This window comes from Pseudomonas sp. 21LCFQ02, from assembly GCF_024129895.2.
GTDB lineage: Bacteria > Pseudomonadota > Gammaproteobacteria > Pseudomonadales > Pseudomonadaceae > Aquipseudomonas.
Map to the genome: position 1 here is coordinate 4260823 of NZ_CM178749.1, position 18448 is coordinate 4279270.

Genomic DNA, 18448 nt, shown 5'->3' on the forward strand with positions numbered 1-18448 from the left:
ACCCTGCTGGTCAGTGCACCCAGACCTCCACCCGGCGATTGCGGATTCGCCCTTGCGCTGTGTCGTCATCGGCGACCGGCATGTCCTCACCCTGGCCCAGCACGTCGCGCAGGATCACATCATGGCGCAGCAGCTCACGGCGCACCGCCATGGCCCGCAGGCGCGACAGCAGCAGGGCGCGTTGCGGGTCGTCCTTGGCATCGCCAAACCCCACCAGGGTGACCTGGCGATCGAGCTTGTCATGGGCGCTCAGGTAATCCACCAGGCGCTGCACATCAAACAGTGCCTTGTTGTCCAGCCGGGCGCTGCCCTGCTCAAAGCGAAAGTTCACTGATAACCGCTGCGCCTGGCGGCTCAATGTCTGGTATTGACTGCTCATCTGTAGGTCGGGGCGCGTCTGTATGGTCTGGATCTGCTGTGCCACGAAACCACTGGCGGCAACAATCGCCTGCCCCTGGCGACTTTGGGCAAACCGCACCAGAGCCTGCGCCCAGGGATTTTGCAGGTGCGGCGGCAGATACAAGTAAAGCCGCCGCGTCAGCGGATAGTCTTCCGTGGCAATCGATTCGATCGTCGGCAGCAGCGGTTGCGCGTCGCCGTCAGCAATGGCCAGCGCGCGGGCGCGGCGGACCCAAGGCAGACCGATGAAACCGATGGCGTTGGGCGTGCGACTGACTTCGTCGGCCAGTTGCTCGCTCGACTCCAGTCGTCGCGCCCCGGCTGACAGCGCTTTGGCATGCGCGGTCAACACCAGCTCACGAAACGTTTCCCAAGTCCCGGATTGCTCATCGCGGGCACACAGCACTATTCGCCCAGGGGTGCCGCCAATGGTCTGCCAGTCGCTGATTTCGCCGCTGAAAATACGCGCCAGGGTCTGAGTGTCGAGCTGGCGCAGCGGGTTGCCCGGATGCACGATCACCGCGACGCCATCAATGCCAATCACGTGCTCGGCCTGCTGGCTGCGCAGATCCCCCAGGCTGGCCAAAGCCTGCAACTCCTGGTGCTTGATCGGTCGCGACGAAGCGGCGACATCGGTCAGGCCGCCTTGCAATGCCTTGAAACCGGTGCTGGAACCATGCGCGGCGACCTGTGCCTGCCAGATGCTGGCGTTGACATCCTGGCCGGTGACACGTTGTTCATTGGTCACTGCGCTGGCACGGGTCTGTATCTGCTGCAGGCCTTGTTCGCGCATCAGGCCTTCGATCAACCTCGGGCCTAGCTGAGCGTTGATGGTATTGGAGCCTTGCAGGCGCAAGACCGGCGCCGGGCTGTCCGGCGCGATCTGCGCCGCCACGGACAGCATTGAACCTGCCAGCAGCAGCGCAAACAGCAGCGCACGAAACATCGACATCACCTTGAAGCATGCAAGTGCCGCAAGATTAAGACACAAATATGACGGCGCGATGACGCCGGGACGCCAGACGTCGCCAGCGCCGATGGCTCAGCTCAGTTCCAGCCAGATCGGCGCATGGTCCGAGGGTTTTTCCATGCCGCGCAGGTCGTAATCGATCCCTGCCGCCTTGACCCGTGGCAGTAAGCCCTGAGTGGTCATGATCAGGTCGATGCGCAGGCCGCGTTTGGGTTCATCCTCAAAACCGCGGCTGCGGTAATCGAACCAGCTGAAGCGGTCACTGACCTCGGGGTTCAGGTGCCGGAAGCTGTCGACCAGCCCCCAGTTTTTCAGGCGTTCCATCCACTCGCGCTCTTCAGGTAAAAAGCTGCATTTGCCGGTTTTCAGCCAGCGCTTGGCGTTGTCGGCGCCGATGCCGATATCGCAATCCTGCGGGGAGATATTCACATCGCCCATCACCACCAGCGCCTGCTGGTTGCTGAAGCGGCTTTCCAGCAGTGCCTGCAAGTCGCTGTAGAAGCGCTGCTTGGCCGGGAACTTGGTGGGGTGGTCGCGGCTTTCGCCCTGCGGGAAGTAGCCGTTCATGATGGTCACCGGCTGGCCGTTGTGGTCGGCATAGGTGCCCCAGATGAAACGCTTCTGGGCCTCTTCATCATCTGTATCGAAGCCTTTATGCAGCGCCAGCGGCATGTTCTTCGACAGCAGCGCGACGCCGTAATGGCCTTTTTGCCCGTGGTAATGCACGTGGTAACCCAGCGCCTCGATCTCGGCATGGGGGAACTGTTCGTCAGCGACCTTGGTTTCCTGCAGGCCGATCACATCCGGCTGGTACTTCTCGATCAGCGCCGCCAACTGGTGGGGACGGGCACGCAGGCCATTGATGTTGAACGAGACAATTTTCATGACATGCAGGTCCTGGCAAAAACGAAACCGCGATGCTAACCAACCTGTGAGTTCGGGGCCAGCCTTGTAAACGGCTGTTACACGGCCTGAATTTTGTTGGAACTGTCGCAGATGGCCATGACTCTGACCCAGTGCATCCCGAGCGTTGCCGTATCTGCGCCGCCCTTTATCACGAGGTCCGTTGTATGCCTGACTCTACTGCCCCCCAGATCGATATCCGTCAACTCGACAGCGGTTACAGTCGTGAAACCCGTAATCTGCTGTTTCAGGCCTATCGCAACGATCCGAATTTCTCTTACGTATTCAACGCCCAGCGGGCGGGTTACGAGCAACGGGTCAAGGCCACGGTCAGGGAACTGGTCAAGCAGCACTTTTTACAGGACTTGCCGGCGCTGGGACTGTTTGTCGAGGACAGGCTGGCGGGCGTGGCGTTGATCGCGCCGCCGCAGCGCCGGCTGGGGGTGACCGAAAGCTGGGCGTGGCGGTTGCGCATGGTGCTCAGTACCGGCCTGAGCTGCACCCAGCGTTATCTGGACTACTACAATGCGGTGCTCGCTTGCCTGCCGACCCAGGCGGTGCATGTGCTGCCGCTGGTCGGTCTGGACCCCGCCTATCAGGGCCAGGTGCTGGGTCAGCGGCTGTCCGAACGGCTGCTGCAGGCGCTGCATGACTGGTGCGCAGTTGATGAGCATTCACGTGGCGTGGTCCTCGACACTGGAAATCCCCGCTATCTTGAATTCTATAAACAGCAGGGCTACGAGCAAATCGGTGAAGTGGCGGTAGGACCGATTCGTGAGCATGTGTTCTTTCACCCAAGTCCACGGGCTTTGGCGCAACCTGCTACCTAAGGGATTGAAACTTCGACGCTTTGTCCGCTCATGGGCGTGACACTGAGTCGTGTTAGCATCGGGACCCATGAAGCTTTCCAGATTATTCAGCAGCTTGTTCGTTATCTCCATGAGCGCCACGGTCCAGGCCCAGGCGCGTCTGGAGGTGGATGTCAGTCCCGCCAATGCGGCGCTCAAGGAGAACGTTGAAGGTTACATCGGCAGTCTGGGCGATCGTGATGCCCAGGCGCTGGAGCAGTTTCGCCTGGGCGCGGTACAGCAGGCGCAGACCGCTGCGCAGGCGCTGGGCTATTACCAGGCCAGGATCGATACCGAGGTTCGCGATGGCAAACAGCCGCAGCTGATTATCCGGATCGAGCCGGGCGAGCCGGTGCGCTTGCGCAATGTCACCGTACGGGTTGAAGGCCCGGCTGCTCAAATGGCGGCGTTCAAGGTGCCCAGAAGTGAAGCGCTGCAACCCGGCAAACCGCTCAACCATGGCCTCTATGAAGACGCCAAGAAGCTGATCCAGAACCAGGCCTCACGCTATGGGTTCTTCAGTGGCCGCTTCAGCCGCCAGCAACTGCGGGTCGACCCGCAGGGCGCCGTGGCGGATATCGAGCTGGTGTATGACAGTGGCCCGCGCTACGTGCTGGGGCCGGTCAGTTTCGGCGGCGACACACCGCTGGACCCGGACCTGCTGCGCCGCATGGTGCCGTTCAAGGAAAACACCCCCTACGATTCACAACTGATCGCCGAACTCAATCAGGCCATGCAATCGAGTGGCTATTTTGAAGGCGTGCGGGTCGATGCGGCGCCGACCGCCGCGCAAGGCCAGGTCATCCCGGTCACGGTGCAGCTTGAAACCCGCAAGCCCCGGACCATGGGCCTGGGGCTGGGCTTTTCCACCGACGTCGGGCCGCGCGGCAAAGCCAACTGGACCCGCCACTGGGCCAACCCCCAAGGGCACAGTTATGGCTTCGAATCGGAATTGTCGGCGCCCCGGCAGAACATCGGTCTGTACTACGATGTGCCGCTCGACCCGCCGCTGACCGACAAGTTGCGGTATGCCGGTGGTTATCAGTACGAAGAGATCGCCGGCACTGACACCCTCAGCAAGCTGCTGACCCTTGGCCCGGAGTGGCACAGCAAGTTGCCCAGCGGCTGGGAGCGGGTGGTGTCGTTGAAATGGCAGCGCGAAGAGTATCGGCTTGGCGATGATTCCGGGCTCAGCACGTTGCTGATGCCCGGTGTCAGCTATTCATTCCTGCGCAGCGATAACCGGATTGACCCACACAACGGTTATCGGTTGCAGTTCGATGCTCAGGTCGCGGCCGAGGGTATGTTGTCCGATACCAACCTGCTGCGCGGCAGCGCCATGGCCAAGGGCCTGACCACCCTGGGCCAGAATCACCGCTTTCTGGGCCGGGTGCAGATCGGCGGCAACTGGACCAATGGCTATTCCTCGATTCCGCCGTCACTGCGCTTCTTTGCCGGTGGTGACCAGAGCGTCCGGGGTTATGACTACCAGACCCTGTCACCGACCAACTCCGATGGTGACCGGATCGGTGGCCGCTACATGGTCGCTGCCAGCGCTGAATACCAGTATTCGATTGCCGAAAAGTGGCGCCTTGCGGCATTCGTCGACCAAGGTAACGCCTTCAATAATCTGGACCTGCCGAGCCTGAAGACCGGGGTCGGCTTTGGTGTGCGCTGGGTGTCGCCGGTCGGTCCGTTGCGCCTTGACCTGGCCCATCCGCTCGATGGCGATGGTGGCGTACGCCTGCACTTTTCCATGGGGCCGGAACTATGAATACTCGCCGCATCGGACGTGGCCTGATGATCGCCGCGCTCAGCCTGCTGGCTGTGATTATTGTTCTGCTGCTGGTCCTGTCCGGTCTGCTCGGCACTCAGGCTGGCAGCCAATGGCTGCTGCGCCAGGTGCCGGGTTTGCAGGTCGAGCAGTTCAGTGGCCGGCTGGGTGGGCATTGGCAGGCCGAAAAACTGCACTGGCAACAGGGGCAGCAGCAGGTGCTGGTCGTCAATCCCGAGCTCGACTGGTCGCCCGCTTGTCTGTGGCGCATGACGCTGTGCATTGAAAGTCTGCATAGCGGCCCGATCAGTCTGCAATTGCCGGCCAGCGAAGCTGACACGCCAAGCGGACCGCTGCAATTGCCAAACCTGAGCCTGCCATTGAGCATCGAGGTTCAGGACATCCAGATCGCCAGCTTGCAGATCGACGGCGTGCAGCAACTTCAAGACTTGCAACTGGCCGCACACTGGACCGCCGCAGGGCTGCAGATCGACCGGATTCACCTGCAACGTGATGATCTGCAAGTGGACGTGTCCGGGCTGTTGCAGCCGGTCGGTGACTGGCCGCTGAACATTCAGGGCCAGGTCCAACTGCCGCCGCAAGGCGAGCAAAGCTGGACGTTGGCGCTGGATATTCAAGGTGAGCTGCTCAAGACCCTGCAATTGCAAGGGCAAAGCAGCGGTTATCTGGACGCGCTGCTCAGCGCTGAGCTGCAGCCGTTGGCCGAGCAGTTGCCGGCACGCTTGAACATCACCAGCGAGGCATTCAAGGCCAGTGCCGATCTGCCCGACACCTTGACCCTGGAAAAGCTGCAGCTGACCGCCGAGGGCAATCTGCAGCAGGGCTATCAGGTGCAGGGCAACGCCAGCCTGCCGGCGGAAAAAGGCCCGGTGGCAATGCGTCTGGAGGGCAAGGTGGATGCGGCCGGTGCACAGATCGCCGGGCTGGAGTTGACCGCCAGCGAGCAGCAACGCGTCACCCTCAAGGGCACGCTGGGCTGGGCTGAAGGCCTTAAAGCCGATGCCAGCCTGGACTGGCTGGACTTCCCTTGGCAGCGCCTGTACCCGGCAGTCGCCGAGCCGCCGGTGGCGGTGCGTCAGTTCAAGGCCGTGGTGTCGTACACCGACGGCAAGTACCTGGGCAACTTCAGCGCCAAGGCTGATGGCCCGGCCGGTGCGTTCAGCCTGCAAAGCCCGTTCAGTGGCGATCTGCAAGCGGTCTATCTGCCACAGCTTGAACTGGAGGCGGGGCAGGGCAAGGCCAGCGGCTACCTGAATCTGGCGTTTGCCGAGGGCGTGGGGTGGGACACCGATCTGAAACTCAGCGCTCTGAACCCGGCCTACTGGGTCGCGCAGCTGCCCGGCACCTTGGGCGGTCAGTTGCGCAGCAAGGGCAGCATGCAAGGCGACACGCTCGATCTGCTGGCTGATCTGGACCTTACCGGTCGTCTGCGTGGCCAGCCGGCGATATTGCAGGCCAAGGCGGCGGGCGATGGTCAGCAATGGCAACTCGACAGTCTGCTGGTGCGGCTGGGCGACAACCGGATCCAGGGTAAAGGCGGGCTCGATCAGCGCCTGCGCGGGCAGTTGAATCTTGACCTGCCGCGTCTGGCGCAGCTGTGGCCGGGGCTGCAAGGTCAGGCCAAGGGACAACTGGAGGTGTCCGGTACGCTGCAAGCTCCGCAAGGTCTGGTCAAGCTCTCAGGGAGTGGCCTGGGCTTTGAGGATAATCGGCTGCAACGCCTGAACCTGGATGGCAAGCTCGATCAGGCGCAGCGCGCGACCCTGAGCCTCAAGGGCGATGGCATCCAGAGTGGCGACACGCGGCTGGGCACGCTGCAGGCTGACGCCCAAGGCACGTTAAGCAGCCAGCAACTGAAAGTCGACCTGCAAGGGCCGTTGTTGAAACTGGCGCTGGCGCTGGACGGCAAGCTGGATCAAGGCAACTGGCGCGGGCGGCTGGCCAGCGGTGAGGTACAAAGCGGTGGTCAGCAGTGGCGCCTGCAAGCGCCGGCGCGCCTGGAATACCTTGCCAGCGGCACGCTCAATTTCGGCGCGCATTGCTGGTTGTCGGGCAACGCCAGCCTGTGTGGCGAAAACCAGCGGCTGATGCCCGATCCGCGCTTGCGCTACCAACTGAAGAATTTCCCTATCGACAGCCTGGCGCAATGGATGCCCAAGGACTTCGCCTGGCGCGGCATCCTAAATGCCGATGTGGCCCTGGACCTGCCGGCCGCAGGTCCCACGGGCCAGATCAGTGTGGATGCCGGCGGTGGGACCTTGCGTATTCGCGACCAGCAGCAATGGCTGGATTTCCCTTACCGTACCCTGCAACTGACCAGCAAGCTGACCCCCAAACGCATCGACTCGCGGCTGGAGTTCGACGGTGACCGGCTCGGACGTTTGCTGCTCAATACGCGGATTGATCCGCTGGCGCGCAACAAGCCGATCAGCGGCGACTTTTCGCTGAGCGGCCTGGATGTTGCCGTGGCGCGGCCGTTTGCGCCCATGGTGCAGACTCTGGCAGGGCGCCTCAGTGGCAGCGGGCGGATTTCCGGCGGGCTGCTGGCGCCGCTGGTCAACGGCAATCTGAGCCTGGAAGGCGCTGAAGTCAGCGGGCCTGAGTTACCCTTGCAGATTAAGGATCTGCGTCTGAATGCGCAGATCGCCGGCGAGAACGTGCAGCTCAGCGGCGGCTGGAAAAGCGGCGATGCCGGCCAGGGTAACGTGAGTGGTCAGCTGGCCTGGGGCGACGCCCTGGCCGTGGATGTGCGGGTGCGCGGCACGCGCCTGCCAATTGTGGTCCAGCCCTATGCGGAGCTTGAAGCCGCACCAGACCTGAACATCACCCTGCAAGGCGGCCAATTGAAAATCGCCGGGACCGTACAGGTGCCCAAAGGGCGGATCACGGTACGCGAGTTGCCGCCCTCAACCGTCAAGGTCTCCGGCGACACGGTTATCGTCGGCCAGCAGACCGAGCAGGGCGCGCCGCCATTGGCCATGGCCATGGATATCAATGTGCTGGTCGGGCAAGAGCAATTGGCCTTTTCCGGTTTTGGTCTGACCGCCAACCTGGCCGGTCGTGTGCACATCGGTGACAACCTCGACACCCGTGGCGAACTGAACCTCAACGATGGCCGCTACCGCGCCTACGGCCAGCGCCTGACCATTCGTAAGGCACGGCTGTTCTTCGTCGGGCCGATCGACCAGCCGTATCTGGATATCGAAGCGATTCGTCAGGTCGATGAAGTGGTGGCCGGGATCCGCCTGAGCGGCAGTGCCGAACAACCGACCACCACGGTGTTCTCTGAGCCGGCCATGAGCCAGGAGCAGGCGCTGTCCTATCTGGTCATGGGCCGCCCGCTGAGCACCAACAGCGAAGACAACAATATGGTTGCCCAGGCGGCATTGGCTCTGGGGGTGGCGGGGAGCGCCGGAACCACCGGCAAGCTGGCCAGTAACCTTGGGATCAAGGACTTTGAGCTCGATACGGCTGGCACCGGCAATCAGACCAGTGTGGTGGCCAGCGGCAAGATCACCGACAAGCTCAGCTTGCGTTATGGCGTTGGAGTTTTTGAGCCGGCCAATACCATCGCGCTGCGTTATCTGCTGAGTAAACGGGTGTATCTGGAGGCAGCCAGTGGCCTGGCCAGCTCACTGGATATCTTCTATAAGCGGGATTTCTGAGGCGGCCAGTAGACAAGTGGCATGGATCAGTTGAGAATCATTCGCCTTTATGGGTCGGCTGGACCGATCAGAGCGTGCTTTAAGGTGTCTTGTAGCCTCTAGGTCATATGACTGATTCATGCTTAACTGCCGATCCCATCCAGATCATCTTGAACAAGGATCCTGTTTCATGGCTCAAGTAACTCTCAAAGGCAACCCGGTCAGCATCAACGGCGAACTGCCTGCCACCGGCAGCACTGCCCCGGCGTTTACCCTGGTCGGCGCTGGCCTGGCCGAGGTTTCGCTGGCTGACCTGGCCGGCAAGCGCAAAGTGCTGAACATCTTCCCAAGCGTCGACACGCCGACCTGCGCCACCTCGGTGCGCAAGTTCAACGCCCAGGCCAACGAACTGGCCAACACCGTGGTGTTGTGCATCTCGGCTGACCTGCCATTCGCCCAGGCACGCTTCTGCGGCGCCGAAGGTCTGGAAAACGTCAAGAGCCTGTCAACGTTCCGCGCTGCCGGCTTCGCCAGCCAGTACGGTGTTGCGATTGCCGATGGCCCGCTGGCCGGCCTGACCGCTCGCGCTGTGGTCGTGCTCGACGAGAACGACAAGGTCCTGCACACCGAGCTGGTGGGCGAGATCGCTGAAGAGCCTAATTATGATGCGGCGCTTTCCGTCCTCAAATAACACCTCGCGCTGCCTGACGGCCTGAGAATCGGCCGGCGCTGTTTCGTTTCATCAACGAAATTTCGCCGGTCTGTGATCCAGGCCGTTTTCATTTGCGTATCAGATGGTTAGCGAAGGTAAGCGCTTGGTAAAGGCGCTTTGCTTGAATCTCATCTGTGCTTATTGTTCAGCCTTCGAAAAAGCCCCCACCTGCAATGGTTGATTTATTCATGCAATCGTCTGGTCCCCGTAACTCTCGTCGCTGGTTGGTTAGTCTGTTGGTCCTGCTGGCGATCATCGGCCTGTGCTGGTGGTTCTGGCCGGCCTCCACGCCGCACAAGACCGCCGAGGCGGGCCATTCAGGCGGGCGTGGCGGCATGGCCCGCCCCGGTTTCGGTGGCTCGACCCAGGCAGTGCCGGTGCGGGTTGCTCCCGCCACTCAGGCGGACTTCCCGATCTATTACAAGGCGCTGGGTACGGTCACAGCGACCAACACCATCAACGTGCGCAGCCGGGTGGCCGGTGAGCTGATCAAGATCCACTTCCAGGAAGGCCAGATGGTCAAGGCCGGTGACCTGCTGGCGGAAATCGACCCGCGTACTTACCAGATTGCCCTGCAACAGGCTGAAGGCACGCTGGCGACCAATCAGGCATTGCTGCGTAACGCCGAGCTCGATGTGCAGCGCTACCGCGATCTGTACCGCGAAGACAGCATTGCCAAGCAGACCCTCGATACCGCCGAGTCGCTGGTCAACCAGTACAAGGGCACGATCAAGACCAATCAGGCCGCGGTCAACGAAGCGCGGCTGAATCTGGATTTCACTAAAATCCGTGCCCCGATTGGCGGTCGGGTAGGCCTCAAACAACTCGATCTGGGCAACCTGGTCGCGGCCAACGACACCACCGCACTAGTGGTGATCACTCAGACCCAGCCAATCTCGGTGGCCTTCACCTTGCCGGAAACCGACGTGCCGGCGGTCATCGAGCGCTATCGCAGTGGCGACAAGCTGCCGGTCGAGGCCTGGGACCGGGGTGATCAGAAGCAGCAGGGCAGTGGCGTGCTGGCCAGTCTCGACAACCAGATTGACGCCACCACTGGCACCCTGAAATTCAAGGCACGCTTTGATAATCGCGATGAATCGCTGTTGCCTAACCAGTTCGTCAACGTGCGGCTGCTGGCCAACACCCTCAAGCAGGCCGTGCTGGTGCCCACCGCTGCGGTGCAGTACGGCACCAAAGGAACCTTTGTTTACTCGCTGGGCGATGACAAGAAGGTCAAGATCAGCCTGCTCAAGACTGGCCCGAGCAATGAGACCTACACCGTGGTGACTGAAGGCCTGGCGGCCGGCACCCAAGTGGTGCTCGAAGGCACCGACCGGCTGCGCGAGGGTACTGAGGTCGAGATCGTCTCCGACAGCAAGGACGTGCCGGCCACGCCGAGCCAGAAACTGCAGGGCAAGCCCGGCAAAGCCGGTGAAGGCTCGGCTTCTGCCGGCGCGGTGGAAAACAGCCAAGCATGAATATCTCCCGCCTGTTCATCCTGCGCCCGGTCGCCACCACGCTGAGCATGCTGGCGATTTTGCTGGCCGGCCTGATCGCCTACACCCTGCTGCCGGTTTCGGCCTTGCCGCAGGTGGATTATCCGACCATCCGGGTGATCACGCTGTACCCCGGTGCCAGCCCGCAGGTGATGACCAGTGCGGTGACCGCGCCGCTGGAGCGCCAGTTCGGGCAGATGCCCGGCTTGACCCAGATGGCCTCCAACAGCTCCGGTGGCGCCTCGGTGATTACCTTGCGTTTCAGCCTTGAGCTGTCGATGGATGTTGCCGAGCAGGAAGTCCAGGCCGCGATCAATGCTGCCAGTAACCTGCTGCCTAGCGATCTGCCGGCACCGCCGGTGTACAACAAGGTCAATCCGGCCGACACCCCGATACTGACCATCGCGGTCAGCTCCAAGACCATGCCGTTGCCGCAGCTCAACGAGTTGATCGACACCCGCATGGCGCAGAAGATTTCCCAGGTCACCGGCGTGGGCATGGTCAGTATTGCCGGCGGCCAGCGCCAGGCGGTGCGTATCAAGGTCAACCCGCAGGCCTTGGCGGCCAATGGCCTGAACCTGGCCGACATCCGCACCCTGATCAGCGCGTCCAACGTCAACCAGCCCAAGGGCAACTTCGACGGTCCGATTCTGACCTCGATGCTCGACGCCAATGACCAGCTCAAGTCCGCCGCCGAATACGCCAACCTGATCGTCGCCTACAAAAACGGTGCACCCTTGCGCCTGAAGGACGTTGCACAGATCGTCGACGGTGCCGAGAACGACCGCCTGGCGGCCTGGGCCAACCAGAATCAGGCAGTGCTGGTGAACATCCAGCGTCAGCCAGGGGCCAACGTCATCGAGGTGGTCGACCGGATCAAGGCGATGCTGCCGGAGATCACCGACAACCTGCCGGCCGGTCTGGAAGTGGTGGTGCTCACTGACCGGACCCAGACCATTCGTGCCGCCGTCACCGACGTGCAGCATGAGTTGATGTTCGCGGTGATTCTGGTGGTCATGGTGACCTTCCTGTTCCTGCGCCGGATCAGCGCCACGATCATTCCGTCAATCGTGGTGCCGCTGTCACTGATCGGCACCTTTGGCGTGATGTACCTGGCCGGTTTCTCGATCAACAACCTGACGCTGATGGCGCTGACCATCGCCACCGGTTTTGTGGTGGACGATGCGATTGTGATGCTGGAGAACATCTCCCGTCATATCGAGGAGGGCGAGACGCCGTTTCAGGCCGCGCTCAAGGGCGCCCGGCAAATCGGCTTCACCCTGGTGTCGCTGACCCTGTCGCTGATCGCCGTGTTGATTCCGCTGCTGTTCATGGCTGACGTGGTGGGCCGGTTGTTCCGCGAGTTTGCCATCACTCTGGCGGTGGCGATCCTGATTTCGCTGGTGGTGTCGCTGACCCTGACGCCGATGATGTGTGCCCGCCTGCTCAAGCGCGAACCCAAGGAAGAAGAACAGAGCAAGTTCTACCGCGCCAGCGGCGCCTGGCTGGACTGGCTGATCGAAGCCTACGAGCATAAGTTGCGCTGGGTGCTCAATCATCAGGCACTGACCATGCTGGTCGCGATCGGCACCATGGCGCTGACCGTGGTGCTGTATATGGTGGTGCCCAAGGGCTTCTTCCCGGTGCAGGACACCGGGGTGATCCAGGGCATCAGCGAGGGGCCGCAATCGGTGTCGTTCACTTCCATGAGTGAGCGTCAGCAGGCCCTGGCGGCGATTATTCTCAAGGACCCGGCGGTGCAGAGCCTGTCGTCGTATATCGGCGTGGATGGTGATAACGCCACGCTCAACAGCGGGCGCATGCTGATCAACCTCAAGCCACACAGTGAGCGTGACCTGACCGCCGCCCAGGTGATTCAGCGTCTGCAACCGCAACTGGACCAGTTGGCCGACATCCGGCTGTTCCTGCAACCGGTGCAGGATCTGACCATCGAAGACCGGGTCAGCCGCACTCAGTATCAGTTCAGCATGTCGTCACCGGACTCTGAACTGCTGGGCGAGTGGAGCGAGCGCCTGCTGCAGGCGCTCAAGCAGCGCCCTGAACTGATCGACGTGGCCAGCGACCTGCAGGACAAAGGCTTGCAGGTGTACCTGGCCATTGACCGCGATGCTGCCAGCCGTCTCGGGGTGACCACCGCCAACATTACCGATGCGTTGTACGACGCCTTCGGTCAGCGGCAGATTTCGACCATTTATACCCAGGCCAGTCAGTACCGGGTGGTGCTGCAGTCGGCGTACTCCAACGAGCTGGGTCCCCAGGCGCTGGAGCAGATCTACGTCAAGACCACCGATGATCGCCAGGTCAAACTGTCCAGCCTGGCGCGGGTAGAACAGCGTCAGGCGCAATTGTCGATCGGCCACCTTGGCCAGTTCCCGGCGGTGATGATGTCGTTCAACCTGGCGCCGGACGTCTCGCTGGGCCAAGCGGTGCAAGTCATCGAACAGGTCCAGAAAGACATCGGCGTGCCGCTGGGCGTGCAGACCCGCTTCCAGGGCGCTGCCGAAGCCTTCCAGGCCTCGCTGTCGAGTACCCTGTTGCTGATCCTGGCGGCCGTGGTGACCATGTACATCGTGCTCGGGGTGCTTTACGAGAGTTACATTCACCCGATCACCATCCTGTCGACCTTGCCGTCGGCGGCGGTGGGTGCGTTGCTGGCGTTGATCCTCAGTGACAATGATCTGGGCATGATCGCGATCATCGGCATCATTTTGCTGATCGGCATTGTCAAAAAGAACGCGATCATGATGATCGACTTCGCCCTGGATGCCGAACGCAACCGCGGGCTGGACAGCCGCACGGCCATCTATGAAGCGGCGCTGCTGCGGTTTCGGCCGATCCTGATGACCACCCTGGCGGCATTGTTTGGTGCCTTGCCGCTGATGCTGGCCACCGGTTCAGGTGCCGAGCTGCGCCAGCCGCTGGGGCTGGTGATGGTTGGCGGGTTGCTGGTCAGCCAGATCCTGACCCTGTTCACCACCCCAGTGATCTACCTGTACTTCGACCGCCTGGGGCGTCGCTGGGGCCGTAAGCCTGACACCGCGCACGCTGCGCCACAGGCCGACGCATGAACCTGTCGGCGCCTTTTATAAAACGACCGGTCGCAACCATGCTGCTGAGCCTGGCGATCATGCTGATCGGCGGGTTTGCCTTTCGCCTGATGCCGGTCGCGCCGCTGCCGAACATGGACTTTCCGGTGATCGTGGTATCGGCCAGCCTGGCCGGCGCCAGCCCGGAAATCATGGCGTCGAGCGTCGCCACGCCGCTGGAGCGCACCCTGGGTACGATTGCCGGGGTCAGCTCGATGAGCAGCAATTCCAGCCAGGGTTCGACCCGGGTGGTGCTGGCGTTCGATCAGGGCACCGACATCAATGGCGCGGCCCGCGAGGTTCAGGCTGCTATCAATGCGTCGCGCAATCTGCTGCCCAGCGGGATGCGCAGCATGCCGACCTACAAGAAGGTCAACCCGTCGCAGATGCCGATCATGGTGCTGTCACTGACCAGCGAGGTGCTGAGCAAGGGCCAGCTCTACGACCTGGCCTCGACCATCCTGTCCCAGAGCCTGTCGCAGGTGCAGGGCGTCGGTGAGGTGCGCATCGGGGGCAGTTCACTGCCGGCGGTGCGGGTCGAAGTCGAACCGCACCTGCTTGAGCAGTACGGGGTGTCGCTGGACGATGTGCGCAACACCATTACTGCGGCCAACGTACGCCGCCCCAAAGGCTTTGTCGAAAACGACCAGCACAACTGGCAGGTACAGGCCAACGACCAACTGAGCAAGGCCAAGGATTACGCACCGCTGATCATCCGTTACCAGGATGGTTCGGTATTGCGCCTGGCGGATGTAGCCAAAGTTCGCGACGACGTCGAGAGCCGTTACAACAGCGGTTTCTTCAACGATGAGAAGGCGGTACTGCTGGTGATCAATCGCCAGGCAGGGGCCAATATCATCGAAACCGTGCAGCAGATCCAGGACCGCCTGCCGTCCCTGCGGGCGGTCATGCCGGCCAGTGTCAAACTGGGGGTGGCCCAGGACCGCTCGCTGGTGATCAAGGCCACCCTGCATGAAGCGGAGCTGACCTTGCTGATCGCGGTGGTGCTGGTGATCATGGTGGTGTTCCTGTTTCTCGGTAACCTGCGCGCCTCGCTGATCCCGACCCTGGCGGTGCCGATCTCGCTGGTGGGCTCGTTCTCGATCATGTACCTGTGCGGGTTTTCCCTGAACAACCTGTCGCTGATGGCGCTGATTCTCGCCACCGGGCTGGTGGTGGACGACGCTATTGTGGTGCTGGAGAACATTTCCCGGCACATCCACGAAGGCAAGTCGCCGCTACAGGCCGCGTTTGTCGGCGCCAAAGAGGTGGGCTTCACCCTGCTGGCGATGAACGTGTCGCTGGTGGCGGTGTTCATCTCGATTCTGTTCATGGGCGGCATGATCGAGAACCTGTTCCGTGAGTTTTCCATCACCCTCTCGGTGGCGATCCTGGTGTCGTTGGTGGTGTCGCTGACGTTGACGCCGATGCTCTGCGCGCGCTGGCTCAAGCCTGAAGTCGAGCATGAGCGCACGCGTTTTCAGCGCTGGAGCGACCGGGTCAACGCCCGCATGGTGGTGGCCTATGACCGCAGCCTGAGCTGGGTACTGCGCCATCCGCGCCTGACCCTGGCCAGCCTGTTGCTGACCATCGCCGGTAATGTCGGGTTGTTCGTGATCGTGCCCAAGACCTTCCTACCGCAGCAGGATACCGGCCAGATCATGGCGTTCATCCGCGGCGATGACGGCCTGTCGTTCAGGGGCATGCAGCCGAAGATGGAAATCTTCCGGCGCGCGGTGCTGGCTGACCCTGCGGTGCAGAGCGTGGCCGGTTTTATTGGCGGTGACGGCGGGATCAACAACGCGTTCATGATCGTGCGCCTCAAACCCATCAGCGAGCGCAAGCTCTCGGCAGACAAAGTGGTCGAGCGGATTCGCAAGAACCTGCCGCCGGTGCCGGGTGGGCGATTGTTTTTGCAGGCCGAGCAGGACATCCAGGTCGGCGGCGTGCGCGAACAGGCCAGCTCCCAGTACCAGTACGTGTTGCAGAGCGGCAATCTGGCCCTGCTGCGTGAGTGGTATCCGAAAGTGGTCGCGGCGTTTCGCGGACTGCCGGAGTTGACCGCCATCGATGCCCGGGAAGGCCGGGGTGCACAACAGACCACGCTGATCGTCGACCGTGATCGGGCCAAGAGTCTGGGCATCGATATGGAAATGGTCACTGCGGTGTTGAACAACGCCTACAGCCAGCGCCAGGTTTCGACCATCTATGACACCCTCAACCAGTACAAGGTGGTCATGGAGGTCAATCCCAAGTATGCCCAGGACCCCACTACGCTTGAGCAGATCCGGGTGATCACCGCCGACGGCCAGCGCGTGCCGCTGTCGACCATTGCCCATTACGAGCGCAGCCTGGAAAATGACCGGGTCTCTCACGAAGGGCTGTTTGCTTCGGAAGATATCTCGTTCGATCTGGCCGAAGGCGTTAGCCTGGACACTGCCACCATGGCCATCGAGCGTGCCGTGGCCGGTCTGGGTCTGCCCACCGATGTGATCTCGAAGATGGGCGGCACCGGCGATGCCTTCGCCAAGGCCCAGAAGAACCAGCCGTTCATGATTCTCGGTGCGCTGGTGCTGGTCTATCTGGTGCTGGGCATTCTCTACGAGAGTTACATACACCCATTGACCATCCTATCGACCTTGCCGTCGGCGGGGGTAGGTGCCCTGTTGAGCATCTATGTGGTCGGTTCGCAGTTCAGCCTGATTTCGCTGCTCGGTCTGTTCCTGCTGATCGGCATCGTCAAGAAGAACGCGATCATGATGATCGACCTGGCGCTGCAACTTGAGCGTGACAACGGCATGAGCCCGCAGGAGTCGATCCATCAGGCGTGCCTGCAGCGTTTGCGGCCGATCCTGATGACCACCATCGCGGCCATCCTTGGCGCACTGCCGCTGCTGCTGAGCACCGCCGAAGGTTCGGAAATGCGCCAGCCACTGGCGCTGACCATCATCGGCGGCCTGGTGTTCAGTCAGGTCCTGACCCTTTACACCACTCCGGTGGTTTACCTCTATCTCGATCGTCTGCGCCATCGTTTCAACGACTGGCGCGGCGTGCGTACTGATGCTGCCCTGGAAACTCCGCTATGACTCATTGCCCGGCCACTCCATCCTTGCGCCTGCGTCCGCTGGCGGCCTGCCTGTGCGCGCTGTTGCTCAGTGGCTGTGCCGTCGGCCCCGATTATCAGGTGCCGCAGCTCATTGCCACGGCGCAGTTCAAGGCTACCGAAGGCTGGCGTCAGGCGGCGCCGAGCGACGCGCTGGCGCGTGGCGCCTGGTGGGAAATCTACCAGGACCCGCAGCTCAACCAACTGGTCGAGCGCCTCAATACCTCCAACCAGACCGTCGCCCAGTACGAGGCTCAGTACCGCCAGGCTCAGGCGCTGGTGCGCAGTTCCCGGGCTTCGCTGTTTCCGACCCTGAACCTGACCACCGGCAAGAACCGTTCGGCGCAGGGCACCGGTAGCAGCAGTTCGAGCCTGTCGAACAACAGCAGCGGCATTCGTGACACCTATAACGCGCAACTGGGGGTGAGCTGGGAGGCCGATGTGTGGGGCAAGTTGCGTCGCGGCCTGGAGGCGGGTGAGGCCAACGCCGAGGCCAGCGAGGCCGACCTGGCCGCGATGCGCCTGAGCCAGCAGTCGGAGTTGGTGCAGAATTACCTGCAACTGCGGGTGATCGATGAGCAAAAGCGTCTGCTTGAAGCGACGCTCCAGGCTTACCAGCGCTCGCTGAAACTCACCGAAAACCAGTACCGCGCCGGGGTTTCCGGACCCGATGCGGTGGCGCAGGCTCGCACCCAGCTCAAGAGCACCGAGGCAGACCTGATCGATCTGGCCTGGCAGCGTGCCCAGTTTGAAAATGCCATTGCCGTGCTGATGGGCATGGCCCCGGCCGAGTTCAATCTGGCGGCGACCGATGACATCCCGCCATTGCCGGCCATTCCGGTGGGCGTGCCCTCGACCCTGCTGGAACGGCGTCCCGACATCGCTGCCGCCGAGCGTTCGGTGATGGCGGCCAACGCCAATATCGGCGTTGCCAAGGCCGCTTATTTTCCCGACCTGACCCTGAGCCTCAGTGGCGGTTACAGCAGCAGCTCGTTCTCCAACTGGATCAGCCTGCCCAACCGCTTCTGGTCGGTGGGGCCGCAACTGGCCCTGACCCTGTTCGATGCCGGCAAGCGCTCGGCAGAAGTCGACCGGGTCGAAGCGGTCTATGATCAGACCGTCGCTCAGTACCGCCAGACCGTGCTGACCGGCTTTCAGGAGGTCGAGAACTACATGGTCCAGCTCAAGGTATATGAACAGGAGGCGGGCGTGCGTGACGAAGCATTGGCGGCTGCGCGTGAGTCGCTGCGCCTGACCGACAATCAGTACAAGGCCGGCCTGATCGGCTATCTGGACGTGGTCAATGTCCAGGCTACGGCGCTGAGCAACGAGCGCAGTGTGCTGAATGTGCTGCAAAGCCGGCTGGTGGCCAGCGTGCAACTGATCGCGGCGCTGGGCGGCGGCTGGCAGGGCCTGGAGTCTTCCCGGGCGCAATGATCACGGCTTGACCGAGAAACGGCATTTTTTCTGG

At 62.2% G+C, this 18448-nt stretch carries 10 protein-coding genes; 8 read left to right on the top strand and 2 right to left on the bottom strand.

What is annotated here, in order from left to right; all coding sequences use genetic code 11:
* Positions 1-10: 10 nt before the first annotated feature.
* Both NJC40_RS19515 and xthA read right to left on the bottom strand, forming a co-directional pair.
* Positions 11-1345 (bottom strand): substrate-binding domain-containing protein, encoded by a 1335-nt coding sequence (locus NJC40_RS19515; RefSeq protein WP_253140896.1) that lies wholly within the window; start codon positions 1343-1345, stop codon positions 11-13.
* A 96-nt stretch (positions 1346-1441) separates the two neighbouring features.
* Entirely contained in the window at positions 1442-2254 is an 813-nt protein-coding gene (gene xthA / locus NJC40_RS19520) for an exodeoxyribonuclease III (protein WP_253140895.1), read from the bottom strand.
* Between the two features lie 185 nt (positions 2255-2439).
* On the opposite strand from xthA, the gene NJC40_RS19525 reads away from it, so the two are divergent.
* The 8 genes from NJC40_RS19525 to NJC40_RS19560 all read left to right on the top strand — a co-directional run bounded on the left by NJC40_RS19525 (position 2440) and on the right by NJC40_RS19560 (position 18414).
* A complete protein-coding gene (locus NJC40_RS19525; protein ID WP_045490900.1) occupies positions 2440-3102 on the top strand; it encodes an N-acetyltransferase in 663 nt (220 codons plus the stop codon).
* 109 nt (positions 3103-3211) lie between these two features.
* Positions 3212-4894, top strand: a complete 1683-nt coding sequence (locus NJC40_RS19530) for an autotransporter assembly complex protein TamA (RefSeq protein ID WP_492180575.1) — start codon at positions 3212-3214, stop codon at positions 4892-4894.
* Entirely contained in the window at positions 4891-8580 is a 3690-nt protein-coding gene (locus NJC40_RS19535; RefSeq protein ID WP_253140893.1) for a translocation/assembly module TamB domain-containing protein, read from the top strand. The genes NJC40_RS19530 and NJC40_RS19535 overlap by 4 nt, the downstream gene beginning before the upstream one ends.
* Before the next feature lie 169 nt (positions 8581-8749).
* The gene (tpx, locus tag NJC40_RS19540) at positions 8750-9250 is read left to right on the top strand and encodes a thiol peroxidase (RefSeq protein ID WP_253112580.1); all 501 of its coding nucleotides are present in this window, start codon (positions 8750-8752) and stop codon (positions 9248-9250) included.
* 194 nt (positions 9251-9444) lie between these two features.
* On the top strand, positions 9445-10749 hold the full coding sequence (locus NJC40_RS19545) for an MdtA/MuxA family multidrug efflux RND transporter periplasmic adaptor subunit (protein WP_253112577.1): 1305 nt from the start codon (positions 9445-9447) through the stop codon (positions 10747-10749).
* A complete protein-coding gene (locus tag NJC40_RS19550) occupies positions 10746-13856 on the top strand; it encodes an MdtB/MuxB family multidrug efflux RND transporter permease subunit (RefSeq protein ID WP_253140892.1) in 3111 nt (1036 codons plus the stop codon). Before NJC40_RS19545 ends, NJC40_RS19550 begins: the two co-directional genes overlap by 4 nt.
* The gene (locus NJC40_RS19555; RefSeq protein WP_253140891.1) at positions 13853-16960 is read left to right on the top strand and encodes an efflux RND transporter permease subunit; all 3108 of its coding nucleotides are present in this window, start codon (positions 13853-13855) and stop codon (positions 16958-16960) included. The genes NJC40_RS19550 and NJC40_RS19555 overlap by 4 nt, the downstream gene beginning before the upstream one ends.
* Positions 16957-18414, top strand: coding sequence for an efflux transporter outer membrane subunit (locus tag NJC40_RS19560; protein WP_253140890.1), 1458 nt, complete (start codon positions 16957-16959; stop codon positions 18412-18414). The genes NJC40_RS19555 and NJC40_RS19560 overlap by 4 nt, the downstream gene beginning before the upstream one ends.
* Positions 18415-18448 lie beyond the last annotated feature (34 nt).

Excerpts from the sequence above, each read along its gene's own strand:
- tpx (WP_253112580.1), top strand. The coding sequence starts at position 8,750 with ATGGCTCAAGTAACTCTCAAAGGCAACCCGGTCAGCATCAACGGCGAA.
- xthA (WP_253140895.1), bottom strand. The coding sequence starts at position 2,254 with ATGAAAATTGTCTCGTTCAACATCAATGGCCTGCGTGCCCGTCCCCAC.
- NJC40_RS19555 (WP_253140891.1), top strand. The coding sequence starts at position 13,853 with ATGAACCTGTCGGCGCCTTTTATAAAACGACCGGTCGCAACCATGCTG.
- NJC40_RS19545 (WP_253112577.1), top strand. The coding sequence starts at position 9,445 with ATGGTTGATTTATTCATGCAATCGTCTGGTCCCCGTAACTCTCGTCGC.
- NJC40_RS19560 (WP_253140890.1), top strand. The coding sequence starts at position 16,957 with ATGACTCATTGCCCGGCCACTCCATCCTTGCGCCTGCGTCCGCTGGCG.
- NJC40_RS19515 (WP_253140896.1), bottom strand. The coding sequence starts at position 1,345 with ATGTTTCGTGCGCTGCTGTTTGCGCTGCTGCTGGCAGGTTCAATGCTG.
- NJC40_RS19550 (WP_253140892.1), top strand. The coding sequence starts at position 10,746 with ATGAATATCTCCCGCCTGTTCATCCTGCGCCCGGTCGCCACCACGCTG.
- NJC40_RS19535 (WP_253140893.1), top strand. The coding sequence starts at position 4,891 with ATGAATACTCGCCGCATCGGACGTGGCCTGATGATCGCCGCGCTCAGC.
- NJC40_RS19525 (WP_045490900.1), top strand. The coding sequence starts at position 2,440 with ATGCCTGACTCTACTGCCCCCCAGATCGATATCCGTCAACTCGACAGC.
- NJC40_RS19530 (WP_492180575.1), top strand. The coding sequence starts at position 3,212 with ATGAGCGCCACGGTCCAGGCCCAGGCGCGTCTGGAGGTGGATGTCAGT.